Origin of the sequence: Exiguobacterium indicum HHS 31, from assembly GCF_001939065.1 — a bacterium.
Classification (GTDB): domain Bacteria; phylum Bacillota; class Bacilli; order Exiguobacteriales; family Exiguobacteriaceae; genus Exiguobacterium_A; species Exiguobacterium_A indicum.
Window position 1 is genome coordinate 1,012,512 of the sequence record NZ_MPSZ01000001.1, and the last position, 12,559, is coordinate 1,025,070.

General features: G+C 47.3%; 10 protein-coding genes. 4 read left to right on the forward strand and 6 right to left on the reverse strand.

The genetic code is table 11. From position 1 onward, the window contains the following. Positions 1-7: 7 nt before the first annotated feature. Positions 8-397, reverse strand: coding sequence for a hypothetical protein (locus N179_RS05595; RefSeq protein ID WP_075642480.1), 390 nt, complete (start codon positions 395-397; stop codon positions 8-10). Positions 398-556: 159 nt separating this feature from the next. On the opposite strand from N179_RS05595, the gene N179_RS05600 reads away from it, so the two are divergent. Together N179_RS05600 and N179_RS05605 are read left to right on the forward strand one after the other, a co-directional pair. Then, on the forward strand, positions 557-1,981 hold the full coding sequence (locus N179_RS05600) for an NAD(P)H-binding protein (protein ID WP_075642481.1): 1,425 nt from the start codon (positions 557-559) through the stop codon (positions 1,979-1,981). 121 nt (positions 1,982-2,102) lie between these two features. Next, on the forward strand, positions 2,103-5,690 hold the full coding sequence (locus N179_RS05605) for a dynamin family protein (protein ID WP_075642482.1): 3,588 nt from the start codon (positions 2,103-2,105) through the stop codon (positions 5,688-5,690). Positions 5,691-5,745: 55 nt separating this feature from the next. Here the strand turns inward: N179_RS05605 and N179_RS05610 are convergent, their stop codons facing one another. The 3 genes from N179_RS05610 to N179_RS05620 form a co-directional block, all read right to left on the reverse strand. Beyond that, complete coding sequence (locus N179_RS05610; RefSeq protein ID WP_023468518.1) at positions 5,746-6,654, reverse strand: LysR family transcriptional regulator; 909 nt, start codon at positions 6,652-6,654, stop codon at positions 5,746-5,748. Positions 6,655-6,666: 12 nt separating this feature from the next. Further along, the gene (gene corA, locus N179_RS05615; RefSeq protein WP_075642483.1) at positions 6,667-7,617 is read right to left on the reverse strand and encodes a magnesium/cobalt transporter CorA; all 951 of its coding nucleotides are present in this window, start codon (positions 7,615-7,617) and stop codon (positions 6,667-6,669) included. Between the two features lie 300 nt (positions 7,618-7,917). Beyond that, entirely contained in the window at positions 7,918-8,466 is a 549-nt protein-coding gene (locus N179_RS05620) for a hypothetical protein (protein WP_023468520.1), read from the reverse strand. Between the two features lie 284 nt (positions 8,467-8,750). Between N179_RS05620 and N179_RS05625 the strand changes: the two genes are divergently transcribed. Next, entirely contained in the window at positions 8,751-9,869 is a 1,119-nt protein-coding gene (locus N179_RS05625; RefSeq protein ID WP_075642484.1) for an NAD(P)/FAD-dependent oxidoreductase, read from the forward strand. A 42-nt stretch (positions 9,870-9,911) separates the two neighbouring features. Continuing rightward, positions 9,912-10,235, forward strand: a complete 324-nt coding sequence (locus N179_RS05630) for a hypothetical protein (protein WP_075642485.1) — start codon at positions 9,912-9,914, stop codon at positions 10,233-10,235. An 82-nt stretch (positions 10,236-10,317) separates the two neighbouring features. Here N179_RS05630 and egtD read toward each other — a convergent pair whose 3' ends face one another. Both egtD and egtB read right to left on the reverse strand, forming a co-directional pair. Then, the gene (gene egtD / locus N179_RS05635) at positions 10,318-11,274 is read right to left on the reverse strand and encodes an L-histidine N(alpha)-methyltransferase (protein WP_075642486.1); all 957 of its coding nucleotides are present in this window, start codon (positions 11,272-11,274) and stop codon (positions 10,318-10,320) included. Further along, positions 11,274-12,554 (reverse strand): ergothioneine biosynthesis protein EgtB, encoded by a 1,281-nt coding sequence (gene egtB / locus N179_RS05640; RefSeq protein WP_075642487.1) that lies wholly within the window; start codon positions 12,552-12,554, stop codon positions 11,274-11,276. Before egtB ends, egtD begins: the two co-directional genes overlap by 1 nt. Positions 12,555-12,559 lie beyond the last annotated feature (5 nt).

The following is a 12,559-nucleotide window of genomic DNA, read 5'->3' on the forward strand; positions in this document are numbered from 1 at the left end:
AGTGTCATTACGATTTCGCGACTTTTTGTAACATCTGACATCCGTAAGCCCGCAATTTAATCGCTTCGAGTACGAGCGACATCTGTTGCTCATCCAATCGTTCAATCAGCTCGATAATCGTGATCGTCGTTCGTCCATTATACAATTGGACGATCAAGTGGATGATCGCTTCTAACGCTGGACTCGGATAGGGTTCAGCTAGAAATTCACGATCAAAAAACTCACCACTATCTGGAAAGAAGTAGTCCGAAAACCGTTCGAGTACTTGTGGCTGTCCTGTCGCAAGGTACAGCATCGAGACCATCGCTGCATCTTCTCGTTGTTTCGGCTTTAAACGTCTCCACAACAGATCGAATCGTCGTTCATGTCCCTCTTGCATGAATTGTATCGTCTGCATGGTTGAAGCCCCCTTTGTTTTCATTCTTCTTGCTGGTTCTTTTCCATATGTTACTATTCCCTATTCCATTCAACTGAATCGTCTCAACTTATCCTCTTGCGATTGAATCGACTCGTTTGAGGGTACATTACAACAGATATTAGAGAGGAGTTTACATCCATGCCAACTCGCTTAGCTTTAGCCGGAGCCACCGGATACATTGGTCACAATTTACTGAACGAACTAAAGAAAAAATATGACGTCATCGCCCTTTCACGAAATGGTGACGACAAGGACAATGAGGAACGCGTCGAATGGCGATCGTGCGACCTCTTTTCTCTAGACGATACGATCGAAGGCATGAAAGGAGCGGACATCGCTGTCTACCTCGTCCATTCGATGATGCCATCTGCTAAATTGACACAAGGATCGTTTGAGAATATGGACTTATTGTTAGCCGATAACTTCGCCCGTGCCGCAAAAGAAAACGGCATCCGGCAAATCATCTACTTAAGTGGCATCATTCCCGAGGAAACAGAAAATCTATCGCGTCACTTAAAGAGTCGACTTGAAGTCGAACGCGTTCTCGGTGCATATGGAACACCGGTGACGACGATCCGTGCTGCGTTAATCGTTGGTCCTAAAGGTTCATCGTTCCCAATCTTATCGAAACTCGTCAAACGTCTACCCGTCATGGCACTCCCACGATGGACACGTAACAAGACCCATCCTGTCGCCTTACCCGACGTCATTCATGCCCTTGGTGAAAGTGTCGATCGCGATGACGTTAAAGACCGAGCCATCGATATCGGTGGACCGGAAGCGATGACCTACAAAGAGATGATCCTTAAAACAGCCGACATCATGGGTAAACGACAACCGACGATCGATATTCCTTTATTGACCGTTAAATTATCGCGCCTTTGGGTGACGCTCGTGTCCGGAGAACCAAAAGAAACCGTATATCCACTCGTTGAAAGCATGGTCCATGAGATGGTCGCAGATCCTGAAAAAATGATTCCCGGCATCAGTGACGGTAAAATCACATTCGAACAATCAGTCCGAGATGCGTTAAAAGAGGAGGAAAAACAAGAAGGATCTTCTTCCTCATCGTCTTCGACACCAGACGTTCTTGACGTCCGTTCAGTCCAACGTGTCCTTCTACCGAAGGATCGTGACGCCGATTGGGCAGCCGACGATTATATGAATTGGTTGTCTTCGTTTGCCCGTCCCTTCCTATCGTCAACTGTGCAGGATCAAGTCGTCGGAATCCACATTCCATTTTACGAACAACCCCTACTTGAATTGACGAAGGAACCAGTCCACGACCGACAAATGGCGACGTACCGGATTACCGGCGGACTGTTCGCAAAAGTCGAGCAAGATAGCCGTGGTCGGATTGAATTCCGGCAAATTCCTGGTACGCAAGAATGTATCATCGCCATTCATGAATTCGTCCCTGCGCTACCGTGGATACTCTACAAGGCAACACAGGCGAACGTTCACTTGCTCGTGATGTATCTCTTCAAATTACACTTGTTGCGCCGGATTCATTCGACGGAACAAGAATCGACACGCGCGGACGAAATCGTTCCGTCGTCTTGATGCCGATCAAAACGATTCGCCTCTTCCTTGGCGAATCGTTTTTTGACGTTTGCAGAAGGATGACGAAACGGAAAAAATCGTGATACACTGAACGATGACTGAAAGAAAGGGGTTTCATTGCATGCGCTCATTTGAGGAACGATTATCGAACCAACTCGAGGCGACGGCTTCACTCGCCACATTGATTCAACCTTCAACGGATCAACTCCGTTTAGATAAACTAGATAAATTTGCTAGCAAACTATTAAAACGAGAGTTCACGATTGCGTTTGCTGGTCACTTTTCAGCTGGAAAGTCGAGCATGATCAACGCCTTGACGGGTGAATCGGTCTTACCGACGAGTCCGATTCCGACGAGTGCAAACATCGTGACACTTCAGCAAGGTGAGATGGATTCAGCAATCGTTCACTTTCATGAACAGCCGTCTGTTCGTCTGACAGCAACAGAGCAAGAGGAGCATCTTCAATCGCTTGGGAAAAGTGGTGATGTCCGACAAATCGATTTGACGCATGCCGCGTCCGCGCTGCCTCCTGGTCTCGTCTTAATGGATACGCCAGGCGTCGACTCGGTCGATGATGCCCACCGGGTATCAACGGAGTCTGCCCTTCACTTGGCTGACATCTTGTTTTACGTCATGGACTACAATCATGTTCAATCCGAATTGAACTTCATGGTGACGGATGAATTACAAGTTGCCGTACCGGAATTGTATTTAATCGTCAATCAAATCGATAAACATCGTAACGATGAACTATCATTCGACGCCTTCCGCCGCTCGGTTCATGCGTCCTTCGCTGAACACGGTGTCGTGCCGAAAGGAATCTTCTTTACGAGCCTACGGGACCCAGCCCATCCGCATAACGATTTCACGGAAGTCGAACAGCTCGTCAAACAAAGCATTCGGGACGCTCAACCGAAGTTGTTGACTTCTGCCGCTTTGACACTCGAAAGTCTTCACCAGGAGCATACACGTTATCTCACACGTCTCGTCTCAGAAACCCACGAGACGATGGCTGAGCAATTGAATGACGCTGAACGACGGGATCCGGCGAAAATCGAAACCGAATTAACGCGTGTCTCGCAACAATTAGAAGCACGTCAACCGGACCGCTGGGTACAGACGTTTTCGCTTCATCGGGATCAACTCTTGAAAAATGCGACATTGATGCCATTTGAGTTACGCGAGAAGATGCGCCGTTTCCTCGAGTCACGTCAGCATGATTTCAAGGTTGGATTATTCCGTAGCGCGAAAAAAACGGAAGCGGCTCAAGCGGAGATCGCACAAGACGTGCTCCGTGCCTATCAGACAGTGACCGCTTCCGAAATTTCGCTTCATTTACGTAACTTGATGAAACAATCGTTACGTGACCTTGGTCTCCTGCAGGATACGCATATCGTCGCAATCGATCAGCTCTCACTCGACCCACCGCTTTCCGTACTCGAAAGTGCCTTGCCAACCGGTATTACGATCACAGGTGAATCAGTGCTCCAGTTCACGAATCGTGTCGCCGAACAGACACAAGCGTGGTTCGTCAAGGAAACGAACGCGTGGCGTGAGCTTGTTCGTCAAGAGTTGACGGCAACTTTCCCGAAAGAACAAGCTGAACTATTGCAGCAACAGACGTCACTACAGCATAAATGGAATAGCGTTCAAGCATGGCAACAGGCTACCGTAGCACTCGAGCGATATGAGCATGGCGTTGCCAATCCATCTGACCAACAACTCAAACAGGCTCGGACGCAAGTCTCAGTTTGGGAGGAGCAATTGATTCAGCAAGAAGCGGCGATCGTTTCCTTTACCGGATATGAATCGGTGACAGAAACTACTTCGTTTGAAGTTGCGACGACGATCAGTGAGCAACAAGCCGTCCGTTATGCACCGGAAGACGTCGCTCAAATCCGTCAGCATCTAAATGGTCTTCAAGGTTTTGAAGATGCCGTCGCTTATTTGAATGACAAATTGGACCGACTGACACACCAATCGTTCACGATTGCCTTATTCGGTGCCTTCAGTGCTGGAAAATCGTCGTTTTGCAATGCCTTGCTCGGAGACAAAGTACTCCCGGTCTCTCCGAATCCGACGACCGCATCGATCAACCGGATTCACCCTGTTGACGCTGCACACCCGCACGGCGTGGCAGAAGTCACGTTCAAGTCGGAAGCAGCGATGCTTGAGGACTTAAATGAAGCAATGGTCGAAACGCTGACGTTCGAGTCAACGAAACAGGCATATGATACGCTCTTACCACGTACCGCGTCACTAGCGGACCCGTTCTTGCGTGCTTTCTTGAAAGGATTCCCTGCCGTGCAATCCTTCATCGGTACCGCTCAGACGGTCGATCAAGACGCTTTTAAACAGTATGTCGCGCAGGAAGAACGAAGCTGTTTCGTAGATGTTATCGATTTCTATTACGATAGTCCGTTAACACGTCTCGGCGTGACGCTCGTCGATACGCCAGGAGCAGATTCAATCAATGCCCGTCATACTGATGTCGCTTTTGATTACATCAAGAACGCGGATGCGATCTTATTCGTCACGTACTTCAATCATGCCTTTGCCCGCGCTGACCGTGAATTCTTGATTCAACTCGGTCGTGTCAAAGACGCCTTCGAACTCGATAAGATGTTCTTCCTCGTCAATGCGATTGATCTCGCTGCTTCAGATAGCGAACGTCAAGATGTCTTGAACTATGTCGCGACGGAATTGCAACGCTTCGGGATTCGGTCGCCCCGACTGTATGGAGTCTCGAGCTTACAAGGACTCACCGAAAAGCAACAAGAGCTATCGGATTCAACTTCCGGTCTACCCGAATTCGAGGAGGCATTCCATCACTTCCTTGCAGAGGATTTGACCGGTCTTGCCAAAATCTCGTTGTCTGAGCAGACGGAAAAGACCGTCCAGCGACTCGAACGATTTATCGCTGCGACTGAAGCGAATCTGTTGCGAAAAGAAGAACGGTTGGCTGAGCTGTCTACTCTAGAACAGCAGGTCACGGATCGTTTCGAAGACAATCGCGCCGCTGTGATCGAACCTGCACTCAAAGCAGAGATCCATGAGCTGTTGCACCATGTCGTACAACGCATTTATTACCGTTTCCCTGACTTTTTCAAGGAAGCCTATAACCCTGTTCGTTTTGCTCAAACTGGCAAAGGAGCAGCATTACAAGATGCGTTAACGGAACTGTTGACGTTCCTTCGGTTCGATTTTGAACAAGAGCTCCGTGTCACGCATTTCCGTGTCGACCAATGGCTCGAAGCGTCCTTGATCCGGCGTCAACAAGAGGAGCAACAGTTGCTAGAGCAATGGAACGAATCCTTCCAGCTCGCGCCTGTTACGGTCTCTCGATTAAACGAAATGACGTTCGACGGACCCTTCGAAGATGCAACTCCTTATATCGGCGTCAAACGTCATTTCCGGAATGCGAAAGCCTTCTTTGAGAAAAATGAGAAGGAGCAGTTGAAGGAAGAGCTGGCGACATTAACCAAACAAGAAGCACTCGCGTACACTGCCACTCAAGAAGAACGCTTGCTGGCAGTCGCGTCGGCACATCTGGACACTTCTTTGACAGCCGTTTCAGAGCACCTATTACGCCAAACACTCGAGCAACTTGAGAGTGAACGCGCGACGTTACAGGCACAAGAGACGCTGACTCCTTATAAACAAGCAGCAAAGCAGATTCGCAGTCTGACGCAACACGTCACTTCATAAAATACAATCGTTCAACACAAAAGACCGGAGCGCGATGCGTTCCGGTCTTTTTTCTTCATCGCGCAGGCGTTGGCCAATACGACTGAAAATAGTGGACGATGTATTGGTGGACGTGCCGGACAACAGGACGTAATTCCGTCCCGACGAGTCGGTTCAACGAGACATCCCATAACATCGGTGGGTCGAACGGGATGATTTTAATGTCATCCGCATGATGAAACCGTAGTATCGGCTCCGGTAGGATTGAGATGACGTCAAGTTCTTGGACCATCCCGATCAACAAGTCCCATGCCCCTGACATGAAGAAGATATTCGGCTCTTGCTGCACTTTACGAAACTCCGATAGTATTTGATGATGTAACATGAATCGATCGTTCAAGATGACAAGTGGTTCATTTCCGATATCACGATACGACAACGCTTCTTTGGCTTGAAACGGGTGATTCGGACGCACGGCGACGACGACCTCATCTTCGATCAATCGAAAACGTTCGATACCATAGGATTCGCCCGGTTCAATCAAAATGGCCAAGTCGAGTTCTTCAAGTAACAGTCGACGCTTGAGTTCAAACGCCCCCTCTTCGATGATTTCGAGTTCGATGCCTGGATGTTCCGCCATGAACTTCGGAATCAACTGCGAAAATAAAACAGGGAGGATGACGGGTGGGATGCCGAGACGGACTTTTCCTCGGACGACGTTCGAACGTTCACGCAGATGACCCATCAATGCTTGATGACGTGTCAGAACGATCTTCGCATCCTCATACAATTGACGTCCTGTTTCCGATAATCCTGTCAACCGTCCGTGCTTTCGAATGAACAGTTCTACTTGCTCCAGCTGTTCGAAGTCGCGGATCATCTGACTAAGCGCCGGTTGCGAGATTGACAAGTGCTTCGAAGCACGCGTTAAATTATAGCCTTGCTCGACGATCGTCGTAAAAAAGAGCAATTGTCGAATATCCACTTACATCCCCCCTTATTCATCAAACCAGCGATTTTTTTTGAAGAACAGAATCATTCCTAAAGCGAGGAGTCCCATTGCCCCTAACGTTACGAAATAACCATACTGGGTCGTCAGTTCTGGCATGTGTTCGAAGTTCATACCATATATACCTGCGATGAACGTCAACGGCATGAAAATCGTCGTGAAGATCGTTAATGTCTTCATGATACTATTCATCCGGTACGAGTTGAGAGAGATGAAATTATCCCGAAACTCAGATGTCATCAATCGATTGTATTCGATCATTTCCGATAACTTCAGTAAGTGATCGTACAAATCGCGAAAGAATGCCTGTTTCTTTGGATGAATCGATAACCGCTTCGATTCGACGACACGATACAGTAAGTCCCGCATCGGCATGACCGTCCGCGAGATTCGAAGTAACCGCGCGCGTAGTTCGAAAATCTCCTCCATCAACCGACGATCATTGCCACGCGTTCGGTAGCGTTCCTCAAGCGCAAACAATTCATCTTCCGTTGCATGAACGATCGGAAAATACCCGTCGACGATCTTATCCATGATTTTATGTACGAGGTCGACTGTTTCTTGTTTGTCGAGGCGTTGGCTACACTGTTCAAACACGATATCAATTTCTGGTGAAGATTGCTCATGGTAGCTAACGAGATGCCGATCACTTGCGAACAAATTGATTTCACGACTCGTCAACGTTCCTTCATCGAGCGCATGAAGGACAAAAAAGCTATGTTCTGTATAATATTCAAGCTTTGGGCGTTGCAAGTAATGAAAACAATCTTCAATCGCCAGTGGATGAAAATCAAAGACCTCAATCAATTTTTGCTTCTCTGCGTCTGTCGGTTGATCGAAATCAACGAAATAACGTGTGATGCCTGACTCCTGTATCCGACTTACATCATCGGTCAAAATGATTGTGTCATTCGCATCGATCAGTATACAACGAATCAACTTTTTCTCCCCCTTTTCCTATGTAAGCGTACTATATTTTTTCGTATGCAACAAAAAAAGGATTTCCTCGAAGAGAAATCCTTTCAGATTGTAGACAAATGAACTGACTCAAAAAATGACACACCTTTTCACGCCCTTTCCTCAGGCGAGACACAAGCCAGAGCGAAGCGGCGCGATGCTTGTCCCAGGAAAACGATGCGAGTCGAACAAAAAAAGCGCAATCCTTCTCGTTAGAGAACAATTGCACTTGTCTTCAGTCTCAAAAGATTTCCCCAAAGAGAAATCCGTTTCAAATAGCAATCAACCATGTTCAATATAAAATCCGCTCCAATAAACCTGACGATACGTAAACTCTTTTCCACTCTTCGTCGTCACAAGCATTTCATCTTCTGCCATGACGGCAATTTTAATGGGTACTTCACCGTGATCCGTCAAATAATTGAGGATCTCAAGATGCCGATTCAACCAAAGACGACGGCGGAACCAACGAAAACGACTGAATGCCGCACTGAAGTGGAGTAAAGCGAGCGCAAGGATAATTAAAGCAAACGGAAGTGGAATGTCGAACAACGCAATCAAATATACATCTGCGATCAGCAAGGATAACGATAGACCCATTTCCGTCATCTCCATGAAAGATGCTTTATAGGTCGCGAAGTAGGTCATCACACGAAATAGGAAGATGACCGTGAGGTACGGTACGAAGTACATTTGAAACACATGGTCCGTGCCGCTGTTGACGAACATGAGCAGTGGCAGGAAGAATAGCAATTTCCAGATTAGGATGGCGGAATAAAATAAAGTATGATCCGTGTAGCGTCTGCGTACGATGGCTTGACTCATATTCATTGCCTTCCCCTCCTTCATGATGGACCGTTTCAAAGTCGATGATGACAGGACATGATGCCTATAAGGGTATGTTTCCGAATTCAGCTGTTTCTAATCGTCTAATTCACAGTTTTTAGAAACTGTATATTTAGTATACGTCATGACGCACCAAATGGTTCACTTTCCCCATCATTTCCCATCATTCGATGTGCTACAGATTGGAAACCCGCTCTTGCTAGTCGTCCGGATCTTCTACTGCTACAATATAAGATATTCCAATTGAACAGAATCGAGTTGAATCTTTCATGTACACCCATATCATCATCGGCGCCGGCATTCTCGGTGCCTCGACTGCCTATCATTTATCGAAGGCTGGTGAACGCGTCTTACTCGTCGATCGGAAGGAACCCGGTCGAGCCTCTCATGCGGCAGCCGGCATTATCTGTCCATGGATGACACAGCGACGAAATAAGGCATGGTACCAATTAGCGAATAACGGGGCTCATTTTTACAAGACATTGATTCCTGAACTGGAAGCACTCGGTGAGATCAGTACGGGTTATCAGCAAGTTGGCACGATCGCCTTACATGAAACATCAAAAATCGAAAAGATGGAGACGATTGCGCAAAACCGTTTTCCGGAAGCTCCTGCCATCGAACGTATCGAACGACTGGACCAAGATCGTGTCAAAACGCTCTTTCCACTCGTCGAACAGATCGAGGATGCCTTATTCGTTTCCGGTGGTGCACGCGTTGACGGACGTGCCTTGTGTGCTGCACTGATTCGTGGTGCTGTCGAACACGGTGCGACCGTCCTAGAAGGAGATGCTTCTCTTGTCGTAGACAAGGGAGTCGTCACTGGTATAACCACGGAAAATGAACAGTACTTGGCAGAACAGTTCATTTTAACGGCGGGTGTCTGGTTAAATGACCTACTCCGTCCACTTGAGCTTAAAATCGATTTGCATCCGGAGAAGGGACAGATCCTGCAACTCGATTTGACGGACTCTACATCAACGACATGGCCCGTCGTCATGGGACAACGTGGATTATATCTCGTCTCCATCCACGAAGGGAAATTGATCGTCGGTTCAACACACGAAAAACAGACCGATTATGATTTGAAACCGACCGTCAAAGGGATGCATGCCTTATTGAATCGTGCTTTACCTGTCTTACCGCGTCTCGAAGAAACGACGATTGATGAACTGCGTATCGGCTTGCGCCCGTATACGAAAAACTCCCTGCCGGTGATTGGACCGCTTCAAAATCATCCGAACGTGTTCCTAGCGAACGGACTTGGTGCATCCGGTTTGACGATCGGACCGTATCTCGGTAGCCAATTAGCGAAGCTTGCACGTCATCAAACTCCTGATATCGAATGGACGACTTATGAGCCGACCTACGTCTCTCTCGACTCCTAACCCACTCTATACTTCACTTTGAAAGGAAGTACACCATTGTCCATGAAACCAATCGTTCCTCTTGAATTATTCGATGCTTTAGATATACGTGTTGGTACAATCCAGTCGATTTCAAATCGCACAGACTGCTCGATTCAGCTTGAACTACAATTCGACGGCTTTACGCGTTCTTTTTCACTCGCTTGGGAATCGCTGCGACCCGATGTCCATGAGTTGCTTGGAAAACAAGCGATTGCCGTGTTGAATGTACCTGGTCGTACGCCTGAAGAGTCGGGGCGGTTGCTTGAGATCGGACGTTCGGAACAATGGATGCCGATCCTCGTCGTACCGGAACATCCGATTCCAGAAGGCGCTCGGATCGAATAAACGCTTTCACCCACAAAAATACTCCCCTTCATCGCTTCTACACAGAAGCTTACAAGCGGGAGTATTTTTAGTTTTTTCGCCGTTACATTTTTTCTAAATAATGCACACTGAATCGTTCATCGTCATCGATCCAACAATTGACTGAATGAAAACCACTTTGACGGGCAAGTGTCTCAAACTCTTCTTTACTGTATTTATAGGAGTTTTCCGTATGAATCGTTTCGCCTTTTTTAAACGGAACCGTTACATCTCCGACTTGCACGAGTTGATCGAGTTGACTCCGAAGATGCATTTCGATTCGTCCTTTTTCTTCATTATAAAAAGCATGATGTTCAAATCGTGTCACATCAAACGTTCCCTCGAGCATCTGATTCAAATGCGTCAACATGTTCAAATTGAATGCTGCTGTGACGCCGGCTGCATCATTATAAGCCCGTTCAAGCACATCAACAGACTTTTTCAGATCAACACCGATCAAGAATCCATCTCCTGTTTCAAGAATTCGTGAGGAATGACGTAAGAAGCGCATCGCTTCCTCCGGTTCAAAGTTACCAATCGTCGAACCCGGGAAAAAGATGACTCGTTTTTGAGACTCCTCGACCGGTAAAGAAATCGATTGTGAGTAATCCCCACAAACCGCTTTAATATGCAACGCAGGATACCGTTCCGACAATTGGCGTGCAGATTCCATCAGGAAGTCTTTTGAGATATCAATGGGCATATACGTGTCTAGATGCGTAAATGTCTCCAGTAACATCTGGATTTTACGACTGCTGCCACTTCCATATTCAATCAGTGTATGCACATCGCCGATACTTCGTGCGATCTCCGCTCGATGCTGCTCTAAGATGGCGAGTTCTGTCCGTGTCGGATAATATTCCGGTTGTTGCGTAATCTGTTCGAACAACTGGGATCCGATATGATCATAAAAATATTTTGCCGGTAAGACCTTTTGTTCTCGCATCAGACCTTCGATGACTTCTAAACGCATGTTTTGTTGCGGCGTATATAAATCGTACCCAATGACTGTCTCTCGCATCACATGTCACCTGCCAATCGGAAGCCGCCAAATAACCAACGTTTATCAGGCGGGAAGAAGTTACGGTATGTCTCGCGAATGTGATCGTCAGGCGTCACGCACGCTCCTCCACGCAGTACCATTTGATTACACATGAACTTCGCGTTGTATTCCCCGAGTGCTCCTTCGAGCGGTTTACTGCCTGGATATGAACTATAAGCGCTCGACGTCCACTCCCAGACGTTTCCGAACATGCTCGCAAGCGTCGTCTCTGACTCTTCGACGGCGACTGGATGGAAGGTGCCGCTTCCCATCATATTGCGCTTCGTGACAGAATCGACTTGACGAGAAGCCCATTCCCATTCCGCTTCTGTCGGCAACCGTTTCCCTATAAAGCGACTATAAGCGTCCGCCTCATAAAAACTGACATGACAGACCGGTTCATCAAGACGAAGCGGTTCGACACCGTTCATCGTAAAGATCGTCCACTCTCCCGCGTCATCCTTCATCCAATATAACGGGGCTTTCCAGCCTTCTTTTTGCACTGTCGCAAAGCCGTCGGATAACCAATACTCTGATTTTTCATAACCCCCTGCTTCAATGAACGCTAAATACTCTCCATTCGTGACAGGACGCGTCGCTAGTTCAAACGGATGCAACCACGTTTTATGACGCGGACTCTCATTGTCGAACGCAAAACCGTCTCCTGTATGACCGATCTCGACGAGTCCTTCCTCGAATTGGATGAACGATGTTTCCTTAACTGCATTTTCAGACACATCTGTTGCCAACGACTTTGATTGATAAGCAGGTAACAACGGATTCGTGAAAAAGTTATACTTCACGTCCATCAAGATCAATTCCTGGTGTTGTTGTTCGTGTTGTAGCCCCATCTCGACTAACGTTTCGATTTTCCGTTGGTCTTCTGGAGTCCGTTCTTCCTTCAAGAACTCGACCATTTGTCCATCGACATATGCCCGATAAGCAATGATGTCCTCGACGGTCGGACGTGACAACATCCCTCGTTGTTGACGAGGCTGGTAAGGACCAATCGAGTTGTAGTAAGAATTGAACAGATAATTGTACTTCGGATGGAAAACGCGATAGCCTTCACTATATTCCTGTAGTATCATCCGTTCAAAAAACCAAGTCGTATGGGCGATGTGCCATTTCGGCGGACTCACGTCCGAACTCGCTTGAATGATGAAGTCTTCTGCTTCGAGCGGTTCAATTAAGGCAATTGTTTGGTTACGAACAGTGGCAAATTTTTCGATTAAGTACGATGTTGTTTCAAATAGCATGTCAA